Here is a 26335-nt window from a genome sequence, read left to right as displayed (position 1 = left end):
GCCGAGCCGGCTCCGGCCGAGCCCGCCGAGCCGCTCGAAAACGAGCTCCCCAGCGCCTCCGCCGGCTGACGGCGCGCGCATGTCGGCGGGCTCGGTTTTGGCGGCTCACGACCTTGGAGCTGCGGCGCTTGCTTTTGGAGGAGCGCGTCCCAGATGCTGCGGAGTGAGAACGGCGCTTCGGGCGCCGGCGCAGCGGAGTCGATCGACGCTTTGGCCATGACGAGCGACATGCGGGACATCGCCCTCGTCACAGGCGCGAGCGGTTTCATCGGAGGGGCGGTCGCCGCCCTGCTGCACGAAGAGGGGTTTCGCGTGCGCGCCTTCGTGCGGCCGACGAGCCCGCGCGCCAATCTCCGCCCCCAATACGAAGTTTTCGAAGGCGACGTGACCGATCGCGATAGTCTGCGCGCTGCGCTTCGCGGCGTTCGCTATCTCTTCCATGTCGCCGCCGACTACCGGCTGTGGGCGCCCGATCCGACTATCGTCATGCGCACCAATCTCGAGGGCACGCGCATCGTCATGGAGGAGGCGCTGCGCGCCGGCGTCGAGCGCATCGTCCATACGAGTAGCGTCGCGACGCTCGCGCCCGACGCTTCCGGCCTCTGCGACGAGACGCGGCGGCTCGCGGTCTGCGATCGGCTCGGCGCCTATAAGCGCAGCAAGCTCCTGTCCGAACGTCTGGTCGAGGAAATGGTCGAGCGCGACGCTCTGCCGGCCGTCATCGTCAATCCCTCCGCGCCGCTCGGGCCCGGCGACGTGCGCCCCACGCCGACCGGACGCATCGTGCTCGAGGCGATGCGCGGCAATATGCCGGCCTATGTCGACACCGGCCTCGCCGTCGTTCATGTCGCCGATGTCGCCGCCGGCCATCTCGCCGCGCTGCGCCTGGGGCGCATCGGCGAACGCTACATCCTCGGCGGCGAGAATGTCGAGCTCTCCGAGCTGCTCGCGGAGGTCGCGAAATTCAGCGGCGGCCGCCCGCCGCTGATGCGGCTGCCGCGCTGGCCGCTGCTGCCGGTCGCCCACGCCAATGAGGCGCTGGCGCGCCTCACCGGCCGCGAGCCTTTCCTCAATGTCGAGAGCCTGCGCCTCTCGGCGGTGACGATGTTCTTCGACGATTCCAAGGCGCGGCGCGAGCTCGGCTATCGTTCCCGACCCTACCGCCATGCGCTCGCCGATGCGGTCGAATGGTTCGGCGCACGCGACCGCGCCAAGCGCGGGCCGCCGCAGGCCGCGCGCCGGGCCCCCGGCGGCGCGCTCGGCGAATAGGCGCCTGCGCCCTTGCGCGCAGCCCCGCGACGGGGCAATTCTTCGCCCCGTGTCACTTTTCATCAAGAGCGTCGGATGATCATCGATCGGCGACCGTCCGCGCGCGGAGCGGGGCGGCGCTTCTTGTCTTTCTCGCGCCTCGCCTTGTCGGCGGCGGCGCTTTTTCTTCCTGCGCCGGCGTTTCCGCAGGCCTCTCCCGGCTTCAATCTCTGCGTGCCGCCGGGATCGCCGCCCTGCGTCTTCATGCCTGGCCGGCCCGCCGACGCCTGTGGGCGCGAGGTGGAGGCCTATATCGCCTCTGTGTTCCATTATCGCGAATGTCTCACCAAGGAGAGTGAGCGCGTGATCCGCGAGTCGAACGATGTGATCGACCATTGGCGATGCCGCGAGCGGGGCGAGCGATGCCGCAAATGACGCGGCCTGTCGTCTATGACGTCACGCGTCTCGTGACGCGCGCGCTCAATCCGACGCCCAATGGCATCGATCGGGTCGATTTTATTCTGGCGCGGCATTTTCTCTCGGGCGCAGGCGGCGTCGCGCTCGCCGCCGCGGCGCTCGGGCCGCGCCTCGCCGCCGCCGAGGCCGGGCTGCGCTCGCTCACCGACATAGAGACCTATTGGAACGAGTTCATCGATTTCGGCGAGGACAAAATATACGAGCGCCTCGTCGCCGCGCTCGGCGCGGCGCCCGCGGGACGGACGGCTCCGCGGATCGCGAGACGCGATTGGGGCGTCGTTCCCGAGAATTGGCGCGCCATGCGCCGCTGGGCGCTGCGCCTCGGACGGCCGCCCTCGGAGGCGCCGCCAGGCGCCGTCTTTTTCAATGCGAGCCAGTTTCCCATGCATAAGGAGTGGCATTTGCGCTGGCTGGAGTCGCGGCCGGACGTGAGGCCCGTCTTCTTCGTCGCCGATCTGCTGCCGCTGGACGCGCCCGAATTCTTCCGCCCGGCCGAGCGCGACAAGCATCGCCTCGTCATGGGCAATATCGTGCGGCGGGCGGCCGGGGTCGTCGTCGCCTCCGCCTCCGTCGCGCGTCGGGTCAGGGAATATGCGGAAGAGCAGGGCAGGAAAGATCTCTCCGTCTGCGTCGCCGGACTTCCGGTCGCTCCCGCCTTCGAGCGAAAGGCGCTCGCCGATCCGCGCCTCGCCGACACGCCTTATTTCGTCCTCTGCAGCACGATCGAGCCGCGCAAGAACCATATGATGCTGCTCAATGTCTGGCGCGAGCTCGTCGAGCGCGAGGGCGCGCGCACGCCCAAGCTGGTCCTCGTCGGCAAGCGCGGCTGGCACAATCAGAACGTGCTCGCCATGCTGGAGCGCTGCGCGGCGTTGCGCCCCCATGTGGTGGAAGCCTCGGGCCTGTCGACGCCGGCCATGCGGCGGCTGCTCGCCGGCGCCCGCGCCGCGCTCGCGCCCTCCTTCGCGGAAGGGTTCGGCCTTCCCATCGCCGAGGCCGCGACCAGCGGCGCGCCGATCATCGCCTCCGACATAGAGACATTTCGCGAGATCGCCGCCAATTCGCTCGATTATGTCGATCCGCTCGACGGTCCCGGCTGGCGCGACGCTATCCTCGCCTATTGCGACGCCGATTCGCCGCGCCGCATCGCGGCCTTGCGTCGGCTCGAGGGTTTCCCGCGCCGCGACGCGGCCTCCTTTTTCAGAATCATCGACGAATTCCTCGGCGCTTTGTGAGGGCGGCTCCCTGCGTGGCGACGCGCCTTGCCGGGGCGGCGGCGGTTTCCTATTAAGGTCGGAGCAAGGCCGGCCAGCGAAAGAGAGGCGCAGATGACGGAGCCGTCGAACCCGCCGAAATGGAAGAGGGTCGTCGTCAAGCTCTCGGGCGAGGCGCTGATGGGCGACGCGCCGCATGGTCTTCATGCGCCGACATTGGAGCGCATCGCCGCCGATCTCGCCTCCGCCGCCGAATTCGGCGCGCAAATCGCCGTCGTCGTCGGCGGCGGCAATTTCTTTCGCGGCATTCAAGGCGCCGACAAAGGCATAGAGCGGGCGCGCGCCGATTCGATCGGAATGCTGGCGACGGTGATGAACGGGCTCGCGCTCGAGCAGGCGATCGAGGCGCAGGGGCGCCAGGCGCGAGCGCTCTCGGCCGTGCCCATGCCCTCGCTGTGCGAATCCTATTCGCGGCGAGCGGCGCTGCACCATCTCGCCAAAGGCCGCATCGTCATCGCCGCCGGCGGCACCGGCCTGCCTTTTTTCACCACCGACACGCCCGCCGTGGTGCGCGCCGCCGAGCTCTCAGCCGACGCCGTGCTGAAGGCGACTCAGGTCGATGGCGTCTATACCGCCGACCCCAAGCGCGATCCTTCCGCCCGGCGCTATGAGCGGCTCACCCATGACGAGGCCATCGCCAAGAGCCTCGCCGTGATGGATACGGCCGCCTTCGCTCTTGCTCGCGAGAACAAGATTCCCATAATCGTCTTCTCCATCGCGGAAGAGGGGGCGATCCGCGCCGTGCTGGAAGGACGAGGGCGGGCCACTCACGTCGTTCCCTGACGGGACGACCCCCTCGGATGCGGCCGGCGATTTCCGCCTCGGCGGATTCTGTTCTAAGAGAATGCTCCGACCTCGGAGCCGGCGCGGGCCCGCTCGTTCGAACCGACAGACTTCACGAATAGGCAAAGTTTCCTATGGCTCAGACTTTCGATCTGCCCGAACTGAAACGCCGTATGCAGGGCGCGCTGGCGACCCTCAAGCACGAGCTCGGCGGGCTTCGCACCGGACGCGCCTCGGCGAGCCTCTTGGAGCCGATCCATGTCGAGGCGTATGGCCAGGCCACGCCGCTCAACCAAGTGGCGACGATCAGCGTGCCGGAGTCGCGCATGTTGGCCGTGCAAGTGTGGGACAAGGCGCTCGTCGGCGCGGTCGACAAGGCGATACGCGATTCCAATCTCGGGCTTTCGCCGACGGTGGAGGGGCAGGTGCTGCGCATTCGCACGCCCGAACTCAACGAGCAGCGCCGCAAGGAGCTGGTCAAGGTCGCGCATAAATATGCCGAGGACGCGCGCGTTTCCGTGCGTCATGTGCGGCGCGACGGCATCGACATATTGAAAAAGCTGCTGAAGGATCACGCCCTGCCCGAGGATGACTCCAAGCGTCACGAGGCCGAGGTGCAGAAGGCGACCGACGAATCGGTGCGCGAGATCGATGCGATGCTCGCGCAAAAAGAAAAAGAGATCATGCAGGTTTGATTTGTCTTTTCATTGTCGCGACGAGCCGTTTTTGCGGCTTGAGCTTTGAGGGTGGCGCGGAAGAAATGGGAGACGGTGGCATATTGGAGTTGGGGGCGCCGGTTCTGGCGCCGAGAGCGGCGCCGCGTCATGTCGCCCTGATCATGGACGGCAATGGCCGCTGGGCGGCGGCGCGCGGCCTGCCGCGATTCGAGGGCCATCGGCGCGGAGTCGACGCTCTGCGCAAGACGGTGCGGGCAGCGATCGAATTCGGGGTCGATTATCTGACCGTCTATTCCTTTTCTGTGGAGAACTGGTCGCGGCCGCCCGAGGAGGTGCAGAGCCTGCTCGCGCTGCTGCATCGCTTCATCCGCAATGACCTCGCCGAGCTGCAGGCCAACAACGTCCGCGTGCGGGTCATCGGCTCGCGCGAGGATCTCGCCGCCGAAATCGCCGGTCTTCTGCTCGAGGCCGAGCAGTCGACCGCCGCCAACACCGGCCTCACTCTGGTCGTCGCCTTCAATTACGGCGCGCGGCAGGAGATAGCGGCCGCGGCGCGCGCGCTCGCCGAGGAGGCCGTCGCCGGCCGCCTGCGCCCGCAGGACATAGACGCCGAGGCCATCGCCCGGCGCCTCGATACGGCCGACATGCCCGATCCCGACCTCATCATCCGCACCAGCGGCGAGCAGCGCCTGTCCAATTTCATGCTGTGGCAGGCCGCCTATGCGGAATTGCTGTTCGTGCCGGTGCATTGGCCGGACTTCAGCCGGGCCGATTTCGAGGCGGCGATCGACGAATATGCGCAGCGCGATCGACGCTTCGGCGGATTGGCGACCGCCGATCGCAGAGCGAAGACCGCTTCATGAGAGAGCCGTCGAGGTCGCCCCGCGCCGGAGCCGGCGACAGGGGCGCGCGTTTCGCCGATCTCGGGCCGCGCATCGGCTCGGCGGCGGCGCTCATCGCGACCGCGCTGGTCGCGCTCTATGTCGGCGGCGACGCCTTCGCATTATTCTGGCTGCTCGCCGGCTTCGCCGTCTCCTGGGAATGGCAGAGCATCGTCGGCGGCGAAATGGCGCTCGCGCGATTTGCTCTCGGCGGCGCTTCGCTCGCGGCTGCGACGGCTTTCGCCGCCCATGGCGGCGGTCCGGCGGCTTTGGCCTCTCTCGCGGCCTTCTCGGCCATTCTCGCGATTCTGGCGGGGCCGGGACGCCGGCTCTGGGCCCCGGCCGGCCTGCTCTACGCCGGCTCGCTGATCGTCTCCACCAATGTGCTGCGCCATTCGCCCGACTATGGCGCGATCTCCATCGCCTGGCTGTTCGCCGTCGTTTGGGGAACCGATGTGATGGCCTATTTCGGCGGAAGGCTGATCGGCGGGCCGAAGCTGTGGCCGCGCGTCTCGCCCGGCAAGACCTGGTCTGGAACATTGGTCGGCGTCGCCAGCGGCGCGCTTCTCGGCCTTTGCGTCGTCTATCTCAGCCGCTGGAGCGCGGCGGCGACCTTGCCGCTGTTTTTCGTCGGCCTCGTCGCGGCGGCGCTGGCGCAGGCCGGCGATCTCTTCGAATCCTGGATCAAGCGCCGTTTCGGCGTCAAGGATTCGAGCCGGCTCATCCCCGGTCACGGCGGCGTGATGGATCGCGTCGACGGCTTCATCTTTGCCAGCGCCTTCGCGGCCATGCTCGGCGGATTGCGCGGCCAGGAGTCCCTGGCCGCCGGAATTTTCATCTGGTAGGCGACTATGACGACTGGGGCGGGATCGGAACAATTCACTCGGCCGCGCGGCCGCGCGCCCAAGCGCGTCGTGCTGCTCGGCGCGACCGGTTCGATCGGGCGCTCGACGGTCGATCTGCTTATGCGCGATCCGGAGAGCTATTCCGTCGCGGCGATCGCCGGCGGGCGCGACCATGCGGCGCTCGCTCGCACAGCGCTGGCGGTGAAGGCCGAATTCGTCGCCATCCGCGACGAGGACGGTTATGCGGCGCTGAAGGAGGCGCTGTCCGGGACCAATATCCAGGTCGCGGCCGGGCGCGAGGCCGTGATCGAGGCGGCGACGCGCGAGGCCGATCTCGTTGTCTCGGCCATTGTCGGCGCCGCCGGCGTCGAGCCGACCCACGCCGCTCTCTCGCTCGGACGCGCGGTCGCCCTCGCCAATAAGGAATGCCTCGTCTGCGCCGGCGCGCCCTTCATGCGCATGGCGCATGACAAAAACGCGCGCCTGCTGCCGATCGACAGCGAGCATAACGCCATTTTCCAGGCGCTCGGCGGCGAGGATGTCTCGCGAATCGAGAAAATGACCATCACCGCTTCGGGCGGCCCGTTCCGCAGCTGGAGCAAGGAGGCGATCGCCGCCGCCACTGTGGAGCAGGCGCTCAACCATCCCAATTGGGCGATGGGGCCGAAGAACACGATCGATTCGGCCACTTTGATGAACAAAGGCCTCGAGCTAATCGAGGCGCATCATATTTTCGGCGTGCCGGCGGAAAAGCTCGACGTGATCGTGCATCCGCAATCCATCGTGCATGGCCTCGTGAGCTTCGCCGACGGCTCGGTGACGGCCGGGCTCGCCCGTCCCGACATGCGCGTGCCGATCGCCCATTGCCTCGCCTATCCGGAGCGAATCGAGACGCCGGCGCCGCGGCTCGATCTCGTCGCCCTAGGCGCGCTGACTTTCGAGAAGCCCGACCTCGAGCGGTTTCCGGCGCTCGGCCTCGCGCTCGATGCGATGCGGGCGGGTGGCGGCCTCCCCACAGTGCTCAATGCGGCCAATGAGATAGCGGTGGAGGCCTTCCTTTCCGGCCGCATCGGCTTTTCCGGAATCGCCGCTCATGTCGCCGATGCGCTGGAGGCCGCGCTCCTGGACGGCACGGCGCGTGAGCCGGCGACTGTTGAGGACGCCCTCGCCATTGACCATATTGTGAGAGAAAGATCGCGCGGCGCCTTGGCGATGAACCAGGCTTCGGGCATGTTAACGCTTCAGTAACCAAGAGGGCGCCGCCAGAAAGGCGGACTCTCGGGTCGTAGCGTTCGCCGGGAGTATCGCTTTGCTGGACTTGCTCATGACGATCCTCATCTATGTCGTCCCCTTCGTCTTCGTGCTGACGATGGTGGTCTTCTTCCACGAGCTCGGCCATTTTCTCGTCGGCCGCTGGTGCGGGGTCAAGATCGACGCTTTCTCGATCGGCTTCGGGCCGGAGCTCTGGGCCTTTCATGACCGATACGGCACGCGCTGGCGCGTGGCGGCGATCCCGCTCGGCGGCTATGTGAAATTCCACGGCGACGCCAATGGCGCCAGCGTGCCCGATCCCGAGCGCATCGAAGCCATGTCGGAGGAGGAGCGCAAGGTCACTTTCTTCGGCCAGACGGTGTGGAAGCGCGCAGCGATCGTGGTGGCGGGGCCGCTCGCCAATTTCGTGCTGGCGATCGTCATTTTCACCGTTCTCTACGCTTCTCTCGGCCGCAATGTGCTGCTGCCCAAAGTGGCCGCCGTGCAGGCCGGCGGCGCGGCCGAGCAGGCCGGCTTTCAGAAGGGCGATCTGGTCCTCACCATAGACGGCGAGCCGATCGACAGCTTCGGCAAGATGCAGGAGATTGTCTCCTCCGCCACCGGCAAGCCGCTGAGCATCGTCGTTCGCCGCGCCGAGCAGAATGTGACGCTGCAGGCGACCCCGCAATTGCGGGAGATCGAGACCGCGCTCGGCAAGACCAAGATCGGCATGATCGGCCTGCAGGCCAGCAATGATCCGGCCGATCAGCGCGAGGAGCGCTACGGCCTCGGCCAATCCTTCGTTCTCGCCGTCACAGAGACCTGGACGATCATCGAGCGGACCGGCTCCTATCTCGGCGGCCTCGTCGTCGGCCGCGAGGCGACCGACCAATTGTCCGGCCCTATCGGCATCGCGCAGGTCTCGGGCCAAATGGCCAAGGCGATCGACAAAGTGGGCGTCGGCCCGCTCTTCAATCTCATCGCTATTCTGTCGATCTCGATCGGCCTGCTCAATCTCGCGCCGGTGCCGCTGCTCGACGGCGGACATCTCTTGTTCTACGCGATCGAGGCAGTGCGCGGCCGCGCGCTGGCGGAACGTACGCAAGAATACGCGTTCCGAGTCGGGCTCGCCATGGTGTGCACGCTGATGGTGTTCTCCACCTACAACGACATCGCCAGGTTGCTGCGTCGCGTCACCGGAGCGGGAATCGATTGAGCGTTTCCACGTCTCGTTTGTTTCTGCCCACGGAAATCGCGGGCGAATTCGACGATACGAGCGATTATGACCGCTTTTCGCCATCATTCTGGGCAGGATCGCCTCATGGGACTCGCGGTCTGCGCCGCGGGTTCCCGACGTTAACGCGACGCTGACCATAAAAAGTGGCTTCGCGGCAACGGGCCCGGCAAAACGGGGAAACTCGCGGCGTTCGGCATTTGCAGTAAACGGTAAACCTTGTAGAAGGTGAACATCGGATCGGACGGCGTGCGGTAGGGTGCGTGCGTTGTCCCAGTTCGTGAGCCGCGCCGCTTTCGGCGGGCGACGGCGCGACGAGGACTTAGGATTGACAATGCGGTCCATCGAGGCTTTTCGGAATCGTTCCTATCTCTTGGCGGCCGTGGTATCGGCGGTCCTCGGCTTCTCTCTTCCTTCGTTTGCTCAGGATATCGTCGTCGTCGGCAACGCCCGCGGCGATTCCGACGTGATCCGCTCCTATTTCTCCGGCACGAGCCCGGATGAGATCGAAAAGGGGCTGGAGGCGCTGCGCAACAGCGGCCGCTTCTCCAATGTGAGCGCCACCCATGAGAAGGGACGCGTGGTCATCCACGTCGCGGAGACCAATCTCATCAATCGCGTCGTCTTCGAAGGCAACAGCAAGGTCAAGACGGAGACGCTGACCTCGGAAGTGCGCACGCGCGCGCATGGCTCCTTCAATCAGACGGTCGTGCAGCAGGACATCGCCCGCCTGCTCGAAATCTATAAGCGCTCCGGCCGCGCCGGCGCCAAGATCAATTATCGCACGGTGCAACTGCCCAATGGGCGCATCGATGTCGTCTTCACCGTGGAGGAGGGCGACAAGACCGGCGTCAAGGAGATCAAATTCGTCGGCAACACGGTCTTCTCGACCGGCCGTCTCGTCGATCTGATGGAAACGACGGAGATGAACTTCCTGTCGTTCATCAAGACGAGCGACGTCTATGATCCCGACCGCATCGCCTCCGATCTCGAATTGGTGCGGCGCTTCTATCTGAAGAACGGCTACGCCGACTTCCATGTCGTCAGCTCCGACGCCGTGTTCGATCCGGCCCAGGGCGGCTATGTCATCACGGTCGTGGTGGAGGAGGGGCCGCAATATCGCGTCTCCAATGTCGATGTCGAATCGCATCTACCCGATATCGATCCGGCCTCTCTGCAACCCTATCTGCGTCTTTCGCCCGGCGACGTCTATAATGGCGACGCTGTGGAGAAGACGGTCGAATCGCTGACCCGCGAGATCGCCAAGAAGGGCTACGCCTTCTCGCAGGCGCGCCCGCGCGGCGAGCGCAATCCAGCCGCTCAGACGGTGGCGATCCGCTTCGTGGTCGACGAGGGTCCGCGCGTCTATATCGAGCGCATCAATATTCGCGGCAACACGCGCACGCGCGATTACGTCATTCGTCGCGAGTTCGAGATCGGCGAGGGCGACGCCTATAATCGCGTGCTGATCGATCGCGCCGAACGCCGCCTCAACGGCCTCGGCTTCTTCAAGAAGGTCCGCGTCACCAACGAGCCGGGCTCGGCGGCCGATCGCGTCGTCGTCAATGTGGACGTCGAGGATCAGGCGACCGGCAATTTCGGCGTGTCGGGCGGCTATTCGACGACGGAAGGCTTCATCGGCGAAGTCTCCGTGTCGGAGAGCAACTTCCTCGGCCGCGGCCAGGCGACGCGCCTCTCGGTGCAGGCCGGCCAGCGCGCCCGCGGCGTGTCTTTCAGCTTCACCGAGCCCTACTTCCTCGATCAGCGCTTCTCGGCGGGCTTCGATCTCTTCGCGAAGAAGTCGGACGCTTATAACTACTCCTACTATTCGACTACCTCGATCGGCGGCACGCTGCGCTTCGGCATTCCGATCACCGAGGAGATCAGCCTCGCGCCGCGCTACTCGCTCTACACCACGACGATCTCCATCCCCAACGACAGCAACCGGCCCTACAACGACTGTCAGTCGCCGCTGCCGGGATATACGCCGGGATATGGTTATATCTACGCGCCGACGCAGGCCGATCTCAACGTTCTCTACAATTGCCAATCCAATGGCGAGGCCTCGCTTGCCATCAAGGAATCGGTGGGAACGCGTCTGACCTCGCTCGTCGGCTATACCGTGTCGTACAACTCGCTCGACAATTTCCGCAATCCGAAGAACGGCATTCATGCGCAGGCGTCGCAGGACATCGCCGGCCTCGGCGGGGACAGCCGCTACGTGCGCACGACAGGGGACTTGCGCTATTTCCACGAAATTCCTTTCGTGGACGATGTGGTCGGCATCGCGCGCGTGCAGGGCGGCAATATGTTCGCGCTCGGCGACTATAAGATGCGAGTGATGGACAATTTCAACCTCGGCCCGACTCTGGTGCGCGGCTTCGCGCCGGGCGGCCTTGGCCCGCGCGATATTTCCAACTGGACCAGCTCGCGCGGCAACTCGCTCGGCGGCAGCAATTATATCGGCGGCTCGCTCGAGGTGCAGTTCCCGATCTGGGGCCTGCCCAAGGACATCGGCCTGCGCGGCGCGCTGTTCGCCGACGCCGGCACGCTGTGGGGCTACAAAGGCCAGACCAACTTCAGCGATTCATTGTATGGCGTCGCCAACCTGCCCTGCGTCTATCCCTATACGGCTCCCACCTATGGCCAGGGCACTTGCATCGTCGTCTCGGGTGACAAGGCGCAGATCCGCTCCTCCGTCGGCGCCTCGGCGCTGTGGCAATCGCCGCTCGGGCCGATCCGCTTCGACTATGCGGTGGTGCTGTCCAAGGCCTATGGCGACGTGACGCAGCGCTTCCGCTTCTCCGGCGGCACCAATTTCTAAAGGCTTCGCGCTGGCGCGCCTTCGACACAGCGACTAGAATTTGCGATCCCCGAGCGGCGAGACCCGCCGCTCGGGGATCGTTTTCTTGAGAGAGCGCCGAGCCGCCTCCGGGCCGGCCGGCGTTCTCTTCGGTTTTCGTCCCGGCTGCGAGCCGGGCGCGATGGGGAGGAGCGCGGCATGGGCGCCGCTGGGTTTTTCCGCCTCGACCGGCCGCTGACGCCGGCCGAGGTCGCCGAGATCGCCGGCGCTCGCATCGACGAGAGCCGAGCCGGCGCGGCCGAGATCATCATCGGCGTCGCGCCGCTCGATCTGGCGCGGCCGGGCGAGCTCGCCTTCTACGACCGCAGACGCTATGCGGCGGCGCTGCGTCTGTGCCGAGCGACGGCCTGCCTGCTGCGCGCGCGCGATCTCGACTCGCTGCCGAGCGGGGTCATCCCGCTGGTGACGACGGAGCCGCACAAGGCCATGGCCCGCGTCATGGCGCGGCTCTATCCCGATTCGCTGCGGCCGCACTCGCTGTTCTCGGCGAGCGGCGTCTCGCCCAGCGCGATCGTCCACCCGACGGCGCGGCTGGAGCCGGGCGTCTCGGTCGATCCCGGCGCCGTCATCGGTCCCCGCGCGGAGATCGGCGCCGGCAGTGTGATCGGCCCGCAAGCGGTGATCGGCCCGGATGTCCGCATCGGGCGCGACTGCTCGATCGGCGCCAATGTCAGCGTCGTCTGCGCGCTCATCGGCGATCGCGTCATTCTTCATCCCGGCGCGCGTCTCGGCCAGGACGGCTTCGGTTTCGCGCTTTCGCCGCGCGGCCATGTGAAGGCGCCGCAGATCGGCCGCGTCATCGTTCAGGACGATGTCGAGATCGGCGCCAATACGACCATCGACCGCGGCGCGACGCGCGACACGATCATCGGGGAGGGGACCAAGATCGACAATCTGGTCCAGATCGGCCACAACGTCGTCATCGGGCGCGGCTGCGTCATTGTCGCGCAATCCGGCCTCGCCGGCTCCTGCGAGCTGGGCAATTTCGTCGTCCTCGGCGGCCAATCGGCGATCGGCGGCCATATCGCCATTGGCGAGGGCGCGCAGATCGCCGCCAAATCCGGCGTGACCCGCGACGTGCCGGCCGGCGCGCGCTGGAGCGGCGCGCCGGCGCGTCCCGTGCGTCGCCATTTGCGGGGCGAGCTGCTGCTTGACCGCCTGGCGCGCCGCGAGACGAAATGAAACCGGCGCAGGACGTCGGAAGGGAATGAGACGGGCCGGACGAAGAGACGACCGGACGCCGCAGCGGAGGAAAAAATGAACGAAGAAACGACGGCCGAGGCGCCGGAATCCCTGGGCATCCATCAGATTTTGGAGCTGCTGCCGCATCGTTACCCGCTTCTCCTCATCGACCGTGTCGTCGATATTCACGGCGACGAGAGCGGCGTCGGAATCAAGAACGTCACCTTCAACGAGCCGCAGTTTCAGGGCCATTTCCCGGAGAATCCCGTGTTTCCCGGCGTGCTGCTGGTGGAGGCCATGGCGCAGACGGCGGGCGTCATCGCCGCGCGGATGCAACCCAAGGGTTCGCAGCGCAAGGTCTTCTTCACCACCATCGACAAGGCGAAATTCCGCCGCCCGGTTATTCCCGGCGACCGCGTCGAATTCCATGTCGCCAAAAAGGCCCGCAAGCGCGACATTTATTGGTACGCCTGCCGGGCGCTGGTCGATGGCGCGCTGGTCTGCGAGGCCGAGCTGAGCGTGATGATCGGCGCCTGAGCGCTGGGGCGGGTCCATGACCTCGAGCGCGCGCATTCATCCCTCCGCCGTCGTCGAGGCGGGCGCGCGTCTCGGCGAGGGCGTCGTTATCGGGCCGTTCTGCCATATCGGCGGCGAGGTCGAGCTCGGCGATCGCGCCCATCTCGTCTCCCATGTCGTTTTGACGGGGCGCACGCGCATCGGCGCGGACGCCGAGATTCATCCTTTCGCCGCGCTCGGCGCCGCGGCGCAGGATTTGAAATCGCGCGGAGAGGCGGGAACGCTCGTCATCGGCCGCGGCTGCCTCGTTCGCGAGGGCGTCACTATAAACGCGGGAACGCCGGCTGGCGGCGGCCAGACGCGCGTCGGCGACGATTGCGCCTTTCTCGCTTATTCTCATGTCGGTCATGATTGCCGGATCGGCGACGGCGTCACGCTCTCCAACACTGTGCTGCTCGGCGGCCATGTCCGGATCGGCGATCACGCCGCGATCGGCGGCGCGACCGTGGTGCATCAGCGCGTGCGCATCGGCGCGCAGGCTTTCGTCGCCGGCCTCTCCGGGCTCGAGGGCGATCTCGTTCCCTTCGGCCTCGCCGGCGGCAATCGCGCGCATTTGTTCGGGCTCAATCTCGTCGGCCTGCGCCGGCGCGGCTTTTCCGACGCGCGCCTCGCTCTTTTGCGCGAGGCCTTCCGCCGCCTGTTCCCACAGGGGGCGGGCGCCGAGACGCTGGCCGCGCGCATCGAGACCGTCGCACGGGATTTCTCCGGCGCCGAGGATGTGGAGGCGCTGATCGCCTTTCTGCGCGCCGAGCGGGAGCGGCCGCTCTGCGCGCCGCGCCCGGCGCGGGGCTAGGGCGGTGGAAGCGCCGCCGCATGTGTTTCTCATCGCCGGGGAAGCCTCCGGCGATCTCCTGGGCGCGCTGCTGATGCGCGCGCTGCGCGCCCTGCGGCCGGACATGCGCTTTTCGGGCGTCGGCGGCGAGGCGATGGCGCGCGAAGGGCTCGCGAGCCTGTTCCCGCTCGGCGATATCGCCGTAATGGGTCTGCTGTCGCCGTTGCGCCGTCTGCCGCAGCTGCTCGAGCGGATCGATCGCGCCTCCCGCGCGGCGCTCGCGGCAGAGCCCGATTGCCTCGTGCTCATCGACGCGCCGGATTTCACGCATCGCGTCGCACGGCGGGTGCGGCGCGCTCGGCCGGCGCTGCCAATCGTCGATTATGTGAGCCCGACCGTCTGGGCCTGGCGGCCGGGCCGCGCGCGGGCGATGCGCGCCTATGTCGACGAAGTGCTCGCTCTGCTGCCCTTCGAGCCGGCGGCGCATCGGCGGCTCGGCGGTCCCGACTGCGTCTATGTCGGCCATCCGCTGCTCGACTGTCTCGAGACGCTCACGCCTTCCCCCGCCGAACTGGCGATGCGGGAGGCGGAGCCGCCGCTGCTTCTCGCGCTGCCCGGCTCGCGCCGCGCCGAGGTCTCCCGGCTCATGCCGGTCTTCGGCGAGACGATGGACATGCTCGCGAAAACATGCGGGCCGTTCGATGTCGCTCTGCCGGTCGTGCCGCATGTCGCGGAGGAGATCGAACGCGGTCTCACATCATGGAGACTGCGGCCGCATCTTCTGTCGCAGGATCAAAAATTCCCGGCTTTCCGCCGCGCGCGCGCTGCTCTGGTCGCCTCCGGCGCCGCGACTCTGGAACTGGCGCTCGCCGATGTTCCCATGGCCGTCGCCTATAAGGTCGCGCCGATCGAATGGCCTTTGCGCATTCTGGTGAGCGTCGACAGCATCGTATTGCCCAATCTCGTGCTCGGCGAGCGGCTCGTCCCGGAATTCCTGCAGGGGCGGGCGACGCCGACGGCGCTCGCCGCGGCTCTCGAGCCGCTCATTCGCGACGGCGTCGAGCGTGGCGCACAGCGGCGAGGCCTCGCCAAAGTGCGCGAGCATGTTCTCGCCGCCGGCGACAGCCCCAGCGCACGCGCCGCCGAACGCATATTGACTCATATCACAAAGCCGTAGCGATCGCCGTCCTCTCCTCGACGCCTCCGCACATTTGATTGTTATTTGTATTGTATACAACCAAAAGTTGTATTTAAATGCGTGGCCAGGTTCAGCGCCGGGTCTTCGTGATTTGGAGTATGAAACATGCCTCGAAACGAGGTGAGCGCGTTCGGCGTATTGAAGTCGCTCAGAGTCGTTTCTCTGCCCGGCTCCGACCCGTCGCCGGAGCAATTGCGCGATTACAACAGCGCCTACGCCACATGGCGGACGGTGTGGCTCGAGACTTTTCGGGAATTGGAGGGGGCCGAGCGGCTCTACTCGGACGAGTTTTGCCGGCAGAACGAAATTCTCTGCATTTTCCGTGAGCGGGAGTGCCTCGCCATGGGGCTCATGCGCTGGACGAATCTCGAGCTCCAGAGCGCGCGCGACGATTCTCAGCTCGGCGCTTGGCCCGTCGACGCTCTCGAAAATGTGGCGTCGCACGGGAGCCGCATCATTATCGCCAGCCGCCTCACCCTCCATCCCTTGGCCCGTGGCGGCGCGCTGGGTCTGCCGATGATGGACGTCATCATCGGGCTTATGATTCGTCGAATGCTGGAGTCGGGCGCACATGCGATGCTGGGCGCGCCGCGGACGGATCGCGGCGTGCATCGCGCGTGCTACCGATTGGGCGGGACGCCTCTGGTCCCCGGCGTCATCCGCCACAATGCGCCGATCGATCTCATCGCTTTCTTTCCGCAAAAAGTGACCGAAGGCGAGGAGCCTGTCGCCGGCGCCGTTCGATATCTGTGGGACTTCAAGCGACACACAGACCAAAATTCGGAATTGCACAAAGGAGCGAGACATGCGTGACGAGCTTCATCGTCTCATCGACCGATTGATGGACGACGCCTCGGCTTTTCCCTGGGAAGCGCCGCAGGCCTATGCCGATTTCCTGGCCCAGACCTTTTATTTCACGAGTCACTCGACGCGGCTTCTGGCGCTGGCGGCGAGTCGTTGTCCGGCCGAAAGCGCTGTCCTTCACCGCGGCTTCATCCAGCATCTCGGTGAGGAGGACTCCCATGAGCTGTTGGCGCTCGAGGATTTGCGCGGCCTCGGCGCGGAGGTGGAGACATATCCCGAACGGGCGGTCACGAGGGCTCTGTACGAGACGCAATATTTCAAGATCGAGCATTTGGGCTCCACCGCCTTCTACGGCTATGTCATCGTCCTGGAAGGGCTCGCGGCGATCGGCGGACCGGAGCTGTATCGCCGCGTCGTTCGAGCGCATGGCGACGGTTGCGCGCGTTTTCTCCGCGTTCACACGCTCGCGGATATCGACCATCTGGCGACAGATTTCGAGCGGATCGAGACTCTGGACGAAGGCCAGAAAGCCGATATCGGGATCAATATGATCCAATCCGCCGAATTCTATGGGCTGATGCTACGGCAGATCGCGCGCGATCATGGCGGAGCCTTCCCCCTGGCGACGGAACTCTGCGGCGCGGCGGCGCCGGCCTGACGGAGGCGGCGGCTTCGACGCGCCGCAAAAAAAGGGAGGTCGCGCTTCCGGACGCGCGGCCTCCCTCGAAACACAAAAATCATCGCAGAACGCTACCCGAATAGCTCGGCTCAGGCCCTCCGCGCATCCCCCATATGTGGGAGAGGCCGCATGAAAAAAAGATGATGGGCGAGAGGATTACGTCGTTTCGATCGCCGATCCCGTCAATCCTGGCGCTTGCCGCCGCTGTCGGCCAGCTCGTTGGAGAAATATTCTCCGGTCTTCTCGAACAAATGACAGGCGCTCTCGTCGAGACGGAAAGTGAAGGCGATGCAGGCGTCCTCGGCGCGGCAGGCGGTCTCGCAGGCGTCGGGCCCTTCGAGCGACGTCGTCTTATAGCCCGCGCCCGGAAACGCCTTGGAGGGATAGCGCTCCATGGAGAGCGCGCCGGCGGGAGCGCGCGGGATGCGCAAATCATCGCGCAATCCGCTGGTCATGCGCGGATTGAGCGCAAAAGCGCCCGCCGTCGCCTTCAAGCGGCAAATGCGATTCCAACGGTCGAAGGAATAGGCCTGGCAATTGTCGCGGCTCCGACAAGCGGCGACGCAGGCGGGCTGATCGAGCTTGCGCAGCGTGACGAACGTCGGCCCGACGATGTCGCGATTTTCGAAACCACGAAATGTCGCAGGCTTTTGCAGACCGATGACGGCGGGAGGCAGCCGCTCGGGCTCCTCCTCCGGCGCGAGAGCCGCGACGTCCGGCGCGGCAGGCTCCGCGGGCGGGGTTCGGGGCAAAGCGGCGGCCGGTTCCTTCGGCGCAAGCTCGGACGGCGCTTGCGCCACGGGCGCCGGGCTGCTCGGCTCCAGCGCGTCGATCCTTTCGCGGGCGAGCTGCGGGTCGGCGGCGACCGCGCGCGCGATCACATAGGCCCTGTCCTCGCGGAGCAGCGCCGTCAGCGCCTCCTCGCGCGCCCGATCGGCTGCGAGACCGCCGAGCGCCGCGCGGCCGCGCGCTTCCAGCTCGCTCAGGGAGGCGTCGAAACCTGTGAGCGCCGCGCGCAGTGCGGGCGGCGTCGCCGCCGATTGCCGCGCCCATTGCGCCGCGCCGAGGAGCGCGACGAAAAGGCCGAGCGCCATGGCGAGAAGGACGCGGCCGAGGCCGCGCGGCGCCGCGGGCGCGGCGGCGATGGCGGCGGCCGTCTCCGCCGCCCTTTGCGCGGCGCGGCGCTGAGCCTCGGCGAGCCGCTCCTCCAATTGCTGAATATGTCGTGCGCCTTCGTCGAGGCGCTGCTCCAGCTCCTGCGATCGCGCGTCGGCTTCCGGGCTCGCGCTCGGCGGCTCCAGCCGCCGCGCGCCGCGCTCCAGCCAGATTTCGAACAATGTGGAGAGGTTCGGCTTGGGCGAGGAGATCCCGCGCCGCTCGCGATCGAGCCAGGCGTCGAAATCGCGCGCAAAAGCGGCGAGCACATTTTCGATCGTCGTCTGTTCGCGCGCTGCGCGCTGCTCGTAATGACGGCGCGCGTCGCGCAGCATGGCCGCGCATTCTTCGCGATAGAGCGCCTCGACCTCGTCCCATGAACGTCGCGCATCGGGGCGGCTCGCCTCGTTCCGCGCCAAATCGTTCACAGCCCCCATCGTCGTCTCCCGAATCGTCTCGTCGGCCGCTGCGCGATCGTCCGATCGCGTTCGGTTTCTAATACGAATTTGCGTCGCGCGTCCAAATCATGCGCCGTCGTCGCGGCGGCGACAATGGAGTTCACAGGCGCCGCCGCGGGGCGCAGGGGATTTGCCCGCTCGCGGGGCGGAGGCGTTTGGCTCATGACGAATGATCCGATCGTCGCGAATCGCGCGCGCGGCGCCGTTCGCGATTCGCTGGGGCTGAAATCGATGATTGAAACGCGATGAAAAAACGCGCGCAGGGTGAAAAAGAGCGACTGTTCGAATCGTGAGGCGAACGGCGCCATTGGCGGCGAGGAACATGTCTTTTTCGAGTCGCGCCGGCTCGATTCGCGGAAGAGAGGCGGGGGGAGCGAGCCTTCGGGCTCGCTCTCGATATTTCGCGATTTGGACCGTCAGACGCGCAGCACCGAACGGCCGGCGCGTATCGCCGCGACGATGCGCATGACGATTTCCGGGCCGGCGCCGCGGAACTGCGCGTCGAATTCCTCCGCCGCCTCCGGCGTCAACAGATCGAGATATGACTTCGCCGGGCGCAGCTTCTCGCTCATCGTCGGATCGACATAGCCGAGCGCGAAGGAGCGCGCCGGCGCGCGGCCGGCGACGACGGTCGCATGATCGTCGGTGACGAGATGGCTGGCGTGGAGCGAGCCGCCGATCTCGCAGCGGCCCGCGGTCGAGCTATTGAAGACGGGGCCTTCCGCGCGCAGGTCGCCGCGCACGACCACCTCGGCGCCGCCGAGCGTGACGGTGCGCGCTCTGAGATTGCCGCGCGCCAGCACGAAGGCCGCGGCGCCGTCGAAGGAATTGTCCATGAGATCGCCTTCGATCGTCATGTCGCCATCGACGACGAGGCCCGCGATCTTGTCGCACCACATCCACTGATAGAGCTCTATGTCGCCGACATAGACGAAGTCGCCGGAACAATAGGCGATGCGGAAAGAGGAGAGGTCGAAGAGACCGAGGCTTATCTCGCGATCGAAGCGTAGCTTCTGGCGCGCCTCCTCGAAAGAGAGCAATTCATAGGACCCCGTCTCGATCATTTTCGCCTCCCCGTTTGGTGAGGAGACAATGGCGGGAGCGGAGCCGGAAATCTGTGCGCTCGCGCACAGGGTCTTTCGGCCATCGCATCTTCGACGCGAAGGCCGCGGAGAAAAGGATCAGCGCTCGGACGTCAGCGCCAAAGATCAGCGCTTGGACATCGGCAGATAGTCGCGCTGCTTCTCGCCCGTGTAGAGCTGGCGCGGACGGCCGATCTTGGAGCCCGGATCTTCGATCATCTCCTTCCATTGCGCGATCCAGCCGACCGTGCGCGCCACCGCGAACAGCACGGTGAACATGGTCGTCGGCAGGCCCATCGCCTTCAGCGTGATGCCGGAATAAAAGTCGATGTTGGGATAGAGCTTCTTCTCGATGAAATATTCGTCGTGCAGAGCGATGCGCTCCAGCTCTATGGCGACGTCGAGGAGATCGTCCTTCACGCCGAGCTCGGCCAGCACCTCGCGCGTCGTGCGCTGCATGATCTTCGCGCGCGGATCGTAGTTCTTGTAGACGCGATGGCCGAAGCCCATCAGGCGGAACGGGTCGTTCTTGTCCTTCGCCTTGGCGATATAGATCGGAATGCGGTCCGGCGTGCCGATCTCGGCGAGCATTTTCAGCACCGCCTCATTGGCGCCGCCATGCGCCGGGCCCCACAGCGAGGCGATGCCCGCCGCGACGCAGGCGAAAGGATTGGCGCCCGAGGAGCCGGCGAGACGCACGGTGGAGGTGGAGGCGTTCTGCTCGTGATCGGCGTGCAGCATGAAGAAGCGGTCGAGCGCCCGCGACATCACCGGATTGACCTTATATTCCTCGCAAGGAACGGCGAAGCACATGCGCAGGAAGTTCGACGTGTAGTCGAGGTCGTTCTTCGGATAGACGAAGGGCTGGCCGATCGAATATTTGTAGGCCATGGCCGCCAGTGTCGGGATCTTGGCGATCATGCGCGTCGAGGCGACCATGCGCTCGACCGGATCGGCGATATTCGTCGAGTCGTGATAGAAGGCCGAGAGCGCGCCGACCGACGCGACCATCACCGCCATCGGATGCGCGTCGCGGCGGAAGCCCTGGAAGAAGCGCGCCATCTGCTCATGCACCATGGTGTGGCGCGTGATGCGATAGTCGAAATCGGCCTTTTGCGTCGCCGTCGGCAATTCGCCGTAGAGCAGCAGATAGCAGGTCTCGAGAAAATCGCCGTGCTCGGCGAGCTGGTCGATCGGATAGCCGCGATAGAGCAGCACGCCCTCGTCGCCGTCGATATAGGTGATCTTGGATTCGCAGCTCGCCGTGGAGGTGAAGCCCGGGTCATAGGTGAACATGCCCGTATCGCCGTAGAGCTTGCGAATATCGGCGACGCTGGGGCCGATCGTTCCTTCCATGATCGGAAGGCTCACGGTTTTTTCGCCGGTGTGAAAGGACGCTTCTTTTTTCGTCATGGCCCCACCTTCTCGCGTTATCCGTGTAAATTGCGGCTGTCGGCGAAACACCGCAGCATATTCTGCGCCATGCCCGGGCCGCGCTTCCCCGCGGATCGGACCGACGAGCGAGCTTCGTTCGAATCTGCGGCGCGCTTTGCGCCCGCGCGACCGCCGGGTCCCGTCGAACGAATGTCAAACGCTTTAAATTCAAAACCCTCCTGCTATAGCCGGCGGAATTGCGTCGGTCGCTGCGCCGCGAGGACCGGGCGCGTGGCGGGCGAGACGCCGCGGCGCGGCGCATAGGGTCGTGCGGAGGCGTCTTGTGCGTTGCACAAACTATAGCATCCCCCGCAGGCGGTTCAAGCGCGTTGCGCCGCCTGGTCGCGCAGGCGGGCGAGGCTCTCCTCCTCGCCGAGGATCGCCAGCACGTCGAAAATGCCGGGCGAGGTGGTGCGTCCGGTGAGCGCGGCGCGCAAAGGCTGCGCGAGATCGCCGAGCTTCACGCCCTGCGCAGCCGCCGTCTCGCGCACGATATTCTCGGTCGCAGCGGCGCTCCATTCTTCGAGCGTGGCGAGCTTTTCCGTCAGCACGGAAAGATGCGCCCGCGCCGCCGGCGACAGCAGCACGGCGGCCTTGGCGTCGAGCGTCAGCGGCCGCTCGGCGAAGAGAAACGCCGCGCCGTCGATCAGCTCGTTGAGCGTCTTGGCGCGCGCCTTGAGGCCGGGCATGGCCGCGGCGAGCTGCGCCTTGCGCGTCTCGTCCAGCCTGGCGGCGAGCGCCGCGCCGCCCTCGAGATAGGGCAGGGTCGCGATCAGCTCCGCGAGCAGCTCCGCATCCTCGCTGCTGCGCAGATAATGGCCGTTCATATTCTCGAGCTTCACGAAATCGAAGCGCGCCGGCGAGCGATGAATGCTCTCGAGATCGAAAGCCTCGATCATCTCCTGCGTCGAGAAGAATTCGCGGTCGCCCTGGCTCCAGCCGAGACGCAAGAGATAATTGCGCAGCGCCGCCGGCAGATAGCCCATCGCCCGATAGGCGTCCACGCCGAGCGCGCCATGGCGCTTCGACAGCTTCGCCCCGTCCGGCCCGTGAATGAGCGGAATATGGGCGAGCCTCGGCGCCTCCCATCCCAGCGCGTCGTAAATGTGCTTTTGCCGCGCGGCGTTGGTGAGGTGATCGTCGCCGCGGATGATCTGCGTGACGCCCATATCGTGATCGTCGACGACGACGGCGAGCATATAGGTCGGCGCGCCATCCGAGCGCAGCAGCACGAAATCGTCGATATCCTTGTTCGGGAAGACGACGCGGCCTTGCACGGCGTCCTCGATCGCGGTCTCGCCCTCTTGCGGAGTCTTGAGCCGAATGACCGGCGCGACGCCCGCCGGCGCCTCGCTGGCGTCGCGATCACGCCAGCGCCCGTCATAGCGCGGCGGGCGGCCCTCGGCGCGCGCGGTCTCGCGCATCTCCTCCAGTTCCTGCGCGCTGGCGTAGCAGCGATAGGCCTTGCCTTTGGCGAGCAGCTCCTCGGCGATCTCGCGATGGCGCGGCGCGCGCGCGAATTGGTAGGTGACGTCCCCGTCCCAATCGAGGCCGAGCCAGCGCATTCCATCGAGAATGGCGTCTATGGCGCCCTGGGTGGAGCGCTCGCGATCTGTGTCTTCTATGCGCAGCAGAAAGCGCCCGCCGTGACGCTTGGCGTAGAGCCAATTGAACAGCGCCGTGCGCGCGCCGCCGATATGGAGGAAGCCGGTGGGAGAGGGGGCGAAGCGCGTGACGACTTGAGACATGAGCGCGGCTGGTGATTCCTGAGAATTTCGAGTGGAGGCCCGTCTAGCACGCTGCGGGCCAGGGGGGAACTGCGGGGGGCGGGGCGCGCTCGCCTCGGCGCGGGCCGCCTCGTGACCGATCCGGCGGCGCGTTTTCGACGTCGCGGCGCTCGCGCCGGCGCCAGTTTCGGATATAGCATGAGCTCGACTTCATTCGAGCAGCGATAGTCCGAGGCTTTTCTTGAGTTGGAGCGCGAAAGCCGTCGCCGGCGCGGCCGATCGGGCGAGAGGCGCCTTCCGCCCCGCCTTCGCGATCGTCGTCGCGTCGCTTTCGGCCGCCGCCCGCGCGGCGCTGGACGAAGAAATTTCGCTGCGGCGGCCGTTTCTCTGGCTGCCGGTCGCCGCCGGCGCCGGCGCGCTCCTCTATTTCGCGGCCGATCGCGAGCCCTCCTTCGCTGTCTCGGCGGCCGCCCTCGCAATCCTCTCGGCGCTCGCCTTCCTCGCGCGCGCGCATCGCGCGGGCGCTCTCTTTCTCGTCCTCGCCTGTGTCGCCGGCGGATTTTTCGCCTCCGTCTGGCGCGCCGCGCGCGTCGACGCCCCCATTGTTCCGCGCGCGGGCGTCGGCTTTCTCACCGGCTTCGTCGAGGAGCTCGATCCGCGCCCCAATGGCGCGCGTTTCATCCTGCGCCTCGCCAGCGCGGAGGGATTGCCGGGCGACGTCGTCCCGCTGCGCGTTCGCTTGACGACGCGCGGCGATACGAAATTTTCGGCCGGCGATTTCATCGCCCTCAAAGCGCGCGTCTTGCCGCCGGCTCACGCCGCTCTGCCGGGCGGCTATGATTTCTCGCGCGACGCCTATTTCGCGGGGCTCGGGGGCGTCGGCAATGCGCTCGGCCGCATCGACGTCATGCCGCCGCCCGATCCGGCGCCTTTGTCGCTGCGATTTTTCGCGGCCGTCGATCGGCTGCGCAATGATCTTTCGGCGCGGGTCTATCGCGCGCTCGGCGGCGACACCGGCGCCATCGCCGCCGCAATGGTGACGGGCAAGCGCGATTTTCTGAGCGAGGAGGCGAAAGAGCTGATCCGCCGCGCCGGCATTTTTCACATCATCACCATTTCCGGCGTGCAGATGACTCTGGTCGCCGGCATTTTCTTCGTCGGCTTTCGGCGGCTGCTGGCGCTCTCGCGCGCGCTGGCGCTGAATTATCCGATCAAGAAATGGGCGGCCGCGCTCGCCATCGTCGGCGCTGTTCTCTACGACATCGGCACGGGCTCGCGCGTCGGCACGGAGCGCGCGCTCATCATGACGACGATCATGCTGGTCGCGGTCCTCTTCGACCGCCCCTCATTGTCGATGCGCAATCTCGCTCTCGCGGTCGGCGTCATCGTCGCCTTCCAGCCGGAGGCGCTGCTCGGCGCGAGCTTCCAGCTCTCTTTCGCGGCGGTGGCGGCGCTCGTCGCCGTCTATGAGGCGCGTGGCGCGATGATCGAGCGCCGGCGCGAGACGCCGCCCTTCGGCCGCGCACCCTCCCGTTTCGTGCGCTGGCGGGAGAGCGCGGGCGAATTATTGCTGCATGGGCCGGCGGCGCCGATTTTCGCGACGCTCTGCGCCACTTCGGCGACGGCTTCCTTCATGGCGGGCGATTTCCACGAATTGAGCCCCTATGTGCTGATCGGCAATCCGCTGACGCTCGCCATCATCGAATTCTTCGCCGTGCCGGGAGCGCTCGTCGGCGCCTTTCTCTATCCTTTCGGTCTCGACGGCCCGGTCTGGCGCTATGTCGGCTTCGGCATCGATCTGGTGACGGCCATTGCGCGGCTCATCGCCGCCGCGCCGGGGTCGAGCCTGCCGGTCAAGAGCTTCGCGCCTTTCGCGATGGTTTTCCTGTCGCTCGCGGTTCTATCGCTCGTTCTGTGGCGGACGTGGCTGTTCCGGGCGATGGCCATTCCCTTCGCCGCGCTCGGCCTGTTCGGCGCGGCGAATGGCGAGGGCTTCGATCTCGCCGTCGCGCCGAGCGGCGACGCCGCGGCTCTGCGGCTGCCCTCGGGGGAGCTCGCTCTGCTCGGCCGCGGGAAGCTCTCCTTCGTCGGCGAGCAATGGCTGCGCGCCGACGCCGACGTCAGAGCGCCAGCGGACGCGCGCGGCGGCGTCTCCTGCGACGAGTTCGGCTGCGTGGCGAGAGCGATAGACGGCCGCGCCGTCGCGCTGGTGACGGATCGCAAGGCGCTGATCGAGGATTGCAGCAAAGCGGCGATCGTCATCGCGCCCTTTTACGCGCCCGAGGGCTGCGGCGCGCCGATCCTTCTCGATCGCCGCAAGCTGGCGGAGACGGGCGCTGTGACATTGCGCTTCTCCGGCGAGGCGGCGCAATGGCGAACCGCCCGCAGCCCCGGCGAGGATCGGCCCTGGTCGCGGACGCCGCGGCGACGGCCGGCGAGCGCGCCGCCGGCGCCCGGCGATCTCGCGTCAGACGATGCCGCGCCAATGGATTGAGGCTGCGGATCATCGAACCATTTCGACGCGACGCGCGCCGCCAGAGGCGCGATCCCGTCGATTATCGCGTTCTGGACCAGGCGCCATGCTCGAAAAAGCTGTCGCGAAATCAGCGGCCCCGTCGGCTCGACGCGACGGTTCTGCCGAGTTCGCCGAGCATGAACGGGATGAATTCGAGCGCATAGCTCGCGTTCACATGAACGCCATCCGCCACGTAGCTCTCCAAATGAAATCTTGCTGAAAGGAGAGAAGCTGCCGCCCTATCTGCGGCCACCCGACTGGCTGCGGCGCTCGTCGAGCGGCCGCGCGGCGCGACGTTCGACGCTCGGCCGGCCGGGCTTGCTGGCGCGCTCCATCGCGGCGAGGCGGCGGCGGACCGGTTCGTCGAGATCGGGCGAGCGGGCGAGGGGGCGGAAGTCGTTCTTCGAATAGGGATAGCGGCTGGCGCCGTGGAAAATTTCGACGCCATGCGCCGTCATGACGGCGTCGCCGCGGCGCAGCGTCGGATCGAGATAGATGGCCTCGATCGAGCTCTCACTAGACTGGCCGGCGTGGCAGGAACATTCCTTGTCCTTCTCTCCTTCGCCCTTGCCTTCGCTCTTGCGCTGGAGAGAGGCCATCAGCCGTGAATAGCTGGCGCCGCCGCGCGCCGCCACGGCCTCCTCTATATTGTCGGAGCCGCCGCGCATCACATAGAGCGTCGTCCGCGCGCCTGGGCACAGACGCCCACAGGCGCGCTGATGGCTGGCCGTGTCGCTGGAGCTGGAATAGAGGCCGACGGGAAAGAAATAACCGTCGCATTCGCGCACGCAGTAAGAGCGCCCGCCGCCCGCCGCTTCGGCATAGACCGCGCGTTGCGGCTCGCCGCCGGGGGCGGCTCGACGCGCGCGCAGCTGCGGCTCGCCCCGTCGCGCTTGCGGGACATAGACGCGCCGCTCCTGCGGGGCATAGCCATGGCGCCTAGCGTGGGCGTGGCGACGATAGCTCGGATAAGAGCCGCCGCCATAGTCCGAATAGCCGCCGCCTCCGCCGCCGAACAATTGTTGGAAAAAATCCTGGGCGAAAGCGGGATGAGGCTCGAGCCCCATGAGGAAAAAACTCAAGATCAGGCCGCCGAGGGCGGCGAGGCGACGACGGGGAGCTTCCCGATCGCCGCTTTTACGCGAAGACATGACGCGGCACCCGTTTTGACGCAACTCCCCCCTTACATGGAGCGTGATCGCGAGAGACAAGCCTCGTCT

22 protein-coding genes are annotated in these 26335 nt (G+C 66.6%); 17 read left to right on the top strand and 5 right to left on the bottom strand.

The genetic code is table 11. The features are described 5' to 3' along the window. Positions 1–153 precede the first annotated feature (153 nt). The 16 genes from hpnA (at position 154) to C5689_RS14420 (ending at position 16723) form a co-directional block, all read left to right on the top strand. Positions 154–1269 (top strand): hopanoid-associated sugar epimerase, encoded by a 1116-nt coding sequence (hpnA, locus tag C5689_RS14495; RefSeq protein WP_342210428.1) that lies wholly within the window; start codon positions 154–156, stop codon positions 1267–1269. Positions 1270–1392: 123 nt separating this feature from the next. Continuing rightward, positions 1393–1683, top strand: coding sequence for a hypothetical protein (locus C5689_RS14490; protein ID WP_244594716.1), 291 nt, complete (start codon positions 1393–1395; stop codon positions 1681–1683). Next, positions 1680–2960 (top strand): glycosyltransferase, encoded by a 1281-nt coding sequence (locus C5689_RS14485; protein WP_108917982.1) that lies wholly within the window; start codon positions 1680–1682, stop codon positions 2958–2960. The genes C5689_RS14490 and C5689_RS14485 overlap by 4 nt, the downstream gene beginning before the upstream one ends. A gap of 93 nt (positions 2961–3053) precedes the next feature. Further along, a complete protein-coding gene (gene pyrH, locus C5689_RS14480; protein WP_108917977.1) occupies positions 3054–3782 on the top strand; it encodes a UMP kinase in 729 nt (242 codons plus the stop codon). Positions 3783–3916: 134 nt separating this feature from the next. Further along, complete coding sequence (gene frr, locus C5689_RS14475) at positions 3917–4477, top strand: ribosome recycling factor (protein ID WP_108917976.1); 561 nt, start codon at positions 3917–3919, stop codon at positions 4475–4477. A 65-nt stretch (positions 4478–4542) separates the two neighbouring features. Beyond that, on the top strand, positions 4543–5322 hold the full coding sequence (locus C5689_RS14470; RefSeq protein ID WP_108917975.1) for an isoprenyl transferase: 780 nt from the start codon (positions 4543–4545) through the stop codon (positions 5320–5322). Continuing rightward, on the top strand, positions 5319–6185 hold the full coding sequence (locus tag C5689_RS14465; RefSeq protein WP_108917974.1) for a phosphatidate cytidylyltransferase: 867 nt from the start codon (positions 5319–5321) through the stop codon (positions 6183–6185). The genes C5689_RS14470 and C5689_RS14465 overlap by 4 nt, the downstream gene beginning before the upstream one ends. Positions 6186–6191: 6 nt before the next feature. Then, positions 6192–7433 carry a 1-deoxy-D-xylulose-5-phosphate reductoisomerase gene (gene dxr, locus C5689_RS14460; RefSeq protein WP_108917973.1) on the top strand — a complete coding sequence of 414 codons (1242 nt, stop codon included), beginning with the start codon at positions 6192–6194 and terminating at the stop codon, positions 7431–7433. 76 nt (positions 7434–7509) lie between these two features. Continuing rightward, positions 7510–8652: an RIP metalloprotease RseP gene (rseP, locus tag C5689_RS14455; RefSeq protein WP_174800263.1), complete on the top strand. Its 1143-nt coding sequence runs from the start codon at positions 7510–7512 to the stop codon at positions 8650–8652. 352 nt (positions 8653–9004) lie between these two features. Next, complete coding sequence (gene bamA / locus C5689_RS14450) at positions 9005–11494, top strand: outer membrane protein assembly factor BamA (protein WP_108917971.1); 2490 nt, start codon at positions 9005–9007, stop codon at positions 11492–11494. A gap of 177 nt (positions 11495–11671) precedes the next feature. Next, positions 11672–12715: a UDP-3-O-(3-hydroxymyristoyl)glucosamine N-acyltransferase gene (lpxD, locus tag C5689_RS14445; protein ID WP_108917970.1), complete on the top strand. Its 1044-nt coding sequence runs from the start codon at positions 11672–11674 to the stop codon at positions 12713–12715. A 75-nt stretch (positions 12716–12790) separates the two neighbouring features. Next, positions 12791–13252 (top strand): 3-hydroxyacyl-ACP dehydratase FabZ, encoded by a 462-nt coding sequence (gene fabZ, locus C5689_RS14440; protein ID WP_108917969.1) that lies wholly within the window; start codon positions 12791–12793, stop codon positions 13250–13252. A gap of 16 nt (positions 13253–13268) precedes the next feature. Beyond that, complete coding sequence (lpxA, locus tag C5689_RS14435; protein WP_108917968.1) at positions 13269–14084, top strand: acyl-ACP--UDP-N-acetylglucosamine O-acyltransferase; 816 nt, start codon at positions 13269–13271, stop codon at positions 14082–14084. 73 nt (positions 14085–14157) lie between these two features. Then, entirely contained in the window at positions 14158–15240 is a 1083-nt protein-coding gene (gene lpxB / locus C5689_RS14430) for a lipid-A-disaccharide synthase (RefSeq protein ID WP_244594718.1), read from the top strand. A gap of 126 nt (positions 15241–15366) precedes the next feature. Then, entirely contained in the window at positions 15367–16074 is a 708-nt protein-coding gene (locus tag C5689_RS14425) for a hypothetical protein (protein WP_108917967.1), read from the top strand. Next, positions 16067–16723 (top strand): iron-containing redox enzyme family protein, encoded by a 657-nt coding sequence (locus C5689_RS14420; RefSeq protein ID WP_108917966.1) that lies wholly within the window; start codon positions 16067–16069, stop codon positions 16721–16723. The genes C5689_RS14425 and C5689_RS14420 overlap by 8 nt, the downstream gene beginning before the upstream one ends. Positions 16724–16926: 203 nt before the next feature. On the opposite strand, the gene C5689_RS18975 is transcribed toward C5689_RS14420, so the two are convergent. The 4 genes from C5689_RS18975 to gltX all read right to left on the bottom strand — a co-directional run bounded on the left by C5689_RS18975 (position 16927) and on the right by gltX (position 22621). Then, entirely contained in the window at positions 16927–18336 is a 1410-nt protein-coding gene (locus C5689_RS18975; protein ID WP_108917965.1) for a PAN domain-containing protein, read from the bottom strand. Positions 18337–18773: 437 nt separating this feature from the next. Beyond that, a complete protein-coding gene (locus C5689_RS14405; RefSeq protein ID WP_108917963.1) occupies positions 18774–19421 on the bottom strand; it encodes a hypothetical protein in 648 nt (215 codons plus the stop codon). A 144-nt stretch (positions 19422–19565) separates the two neighbouring features. Beyond that, positions 19566–20852 carry a citrate synthase gene (gene gltA / locus C5689_RS14400; RefSeq protein WP_108917962.1) on the bottom strand — a complete coding sequence of 429 codons (1287 nt, stop codon included), beginning with the start codon at positions 20850–20852 and terminating at the stop codon, positions 19566–19568. A 341-nt stretch (positions 20853–21193) separates the two neighbouring features. After that, positions 21194–22621: a glutamate--tRNA ligase gene (gene gltX / locus C5689_RS14395; RefSeq protein ID WP_108917961.1), complete on the bottom strand. Its 1428-nt coding sequence runs from the start codon at positions 22619–22621 to the stop codon at positions 21194–21196. Between the two features lie 220 nt (positions 22622–22841). Between gltX and C5689_RS14390 the strand changes: the two genes are divergently transcribed. Continuing rightward, the gene (locus C5689_RS14390; protein ID WP_108917960.1) at positions 22842–25094 is read left to right on the top strand and encodes a ComEC/Rec2 family competence protein; all 2253 of its coding nucleotides are present in this window, start codon (positions 22842–22844) and stop codon (positions 25092–25094) included. A gap of 260 nt (positions 25095–25354) precedes the next feature. Here the strand turns inward: C5689_RS14390 and C5689_RS14380 are convergent, their stop codons facing one another. Beyond that, on the bottom strand, positions 25355–26197 hold the full coding sequence (locus tag C5689_RS14380) for a DUF2865 domain-containing protein (protein WP_158271813.1): 843 nt from the start codon (positions 26195–26197) through the stop codon (positions 25355–25357). Between the last annotated feature and the right edge of the window lie 138 nt (positions 26198–26335).

Origin of the sequence: Methylosinus sporium (genome assembly GCF_003113265.1) — a bacterium.
Classification (GTDB): Bacteria; Pseudomonadota; Alphaproteobacteria; order Rhizobiales; family Beijerinckiaceae; genus Methylosinus; species Methylosinus sporium.
The sequence above is the reverse complement of the archived record's forward strand: the minus strand, read 5'-3'. Positions and strand labels throughout refer to the sequence as shown.

Bases quoted from the DNA above. Each gene is read 5' to 3' on its own strand.
- lpxB (WP_244594718.1), top strand. From the start codon at position 14,158: ATGCGCGCGCTGCGCGCCCTGCGGCCGGACATGCGCTTTTCGGGCGTC.
- frr (WP_108917976.1), top strand. From the start codon at position 3,917: ATGGCTCAGACTTTCGATCTGCCCGAACTGAAACGCCGTATGCAGGGC.
- lpxA (WP_108917968.1), top strand. From the start codon at position 13,269: ATGACCTCGAGCGCGCGCATTCATCCCTCCGCCGTCGTCGAGGCGGGC.
- fabZ (WP_108917969.1), top strand. From the start codon at position 12,791: ATGAACGAAGAAACGACGGCCGAGGCGCCGGAATCCCTGGGCATCCAT.
- gltA (WP_108917962.1), bottom strand. From the start codon at position 20,852: ATGACGAAAAAAGAAGCGTCCTTTCACACCGGCGAAAAAACCGTGAGC.
- gltX (WP_108917961.1), bottom strand. From the start codon at position 22,621: ATGTCTCAAGTCGTCACGCGCTTCGCCCCCTCTCCCACCGGCTTCCTC.
- C5689_RS14425 (WP_108917967.1), top strand. From the start codon at position 15,367: ATGCCTCGAAACGAGGTGAGCGCGTTCGGCGTATTGAAGTCGCTCAGA.
- C5689_RS14465 (WP_108917974.1), top strand. From the start codon at position 5,319: ATGAGAGAGCCGTCGAGGTCGCCCCGCGCCGGAGCCGGCGACAGGGGC.
- rseP (WP_174800263.1), top strand. From the start codon at position 7,510: ATGACGATCCTCATCTATGTCGTCCCCTTCGTCTTCGTGCTGACGATG.
- C5689_RS14405 (WP_108917963.1), bottom strand. From the start codon at position 19,421: ATGATCGAGACGGGGTCCTATGAATTGCTCTCTTTCGAGGAGGCGCGC.
- C5689_RS14470 (WP_108917975.1), top strand. From the start codon at position 4,543: ATGGGAGACGGTGGCATATTGGAGTTGGGGGCGCCGGTTCTGGCGCCG.
- C5689_RS14420 (WP_108917966.1), top strand. From the start codon at position 16,067: ATGCGTGACGAGCTTCATCGTCTCATCGACCGATTGATGGACGACGCC.
- bamA (WP_108917971.1), top strand. From the start codon at position 9,005: ATGCGGTCCATCGAGGCTTTTCGGAATCGTTCCTATCTCTTGGCGGCC.
- pyrH (WP_108917977.1), top strand. From the start codon at position 3,054: ATGACGGAGCCGTCGAACCCGCCGAAATGGAAGAGGGTCGTCGTCAAG.
- dxr (WP_108917973.1), top strand. From the start codon at position 6,192: ATGACGACTGGGGCGGGATCGGAACAATTCACTCGGCCGCGCGGCCGC.
- hpnA (WP_342210428.1), top strand. From the start codon at position 154: ATGCTGCGGAGTGAGAACGGCGCTTCGGGCGCCGGCGCAGCGGAGTCG.
- C5689_RS18975 (WP_108917965.1), bottom strand. From the start codon at position 18,336: ATGGGGGCTGTGAACGATTTGGCGCGGAACGAGGCGAGCCGCCCCGAT.
- lpxD (WP_108917970.1), top strand. From the start codon at position 11,672: ATGGGCGCCGCTGGGTTTTTCCGCCTCGACCGGCCGCTGACGCCGGCC.
- C5689_RS14485 (WP_108917982.1), top strand. From the start codon at position 1,680: ATGACGCGGCCTGTCGTCTATGACGTCACGCGTCTCGTGACGCGCGCG.